This is a genomic window from Chryseobacterium mucoviscidosis (genome assembly GCF_002177115.1).
GTDB classification, from domain to species: Bacteria; Bacteroidota; Bacteroidia; order Flavobacteriales; family Weeksellaceae; genus Chryseobacterium; species Chryseobacterium mucoviscidosis.
Genome location: NZ_MVAG01000133.1, coordinates 1 through 251, shown reverse-complemented (window position 1 = coordinate 251; position 251 = coordinate 1). Strand labels below are relative to the sequence as shown.

The window sequence follows — 251 nt, the reverse complement described above, 5'->3', positions numbered from 1 at the left end:
AATCATCGAAGAAATACTTTATACTGTTTTCGGATGGATTTTTAATATTGTAATTATCTTCTGTTTCTATTTTTTCTGCTTTGGCTTCTGTTTTAAAATACACTTCGCCCATATTTTTCTTCAGAAGATCCAGCGTTTTTCTTTCTGAGGGAGTTTTAAACTCTTTCTCAAGTCCAACCATTAGTTTCTGGATGTCATAGCTTCCCGACAATGGATATTTCGCCGAATCTTTTGCCCATTTTTCAGAGATT

General features: G+C 33.9%; 1 pseudogene. It reads right to left on the bottom strand.

Annotation, left to right across the window (positions count from 1 at the left end):
- Positions 1-251, bottom strand: a pseudogene (locus B0E34_RS21430) (hypothetical protein); the annotation flags it as partial.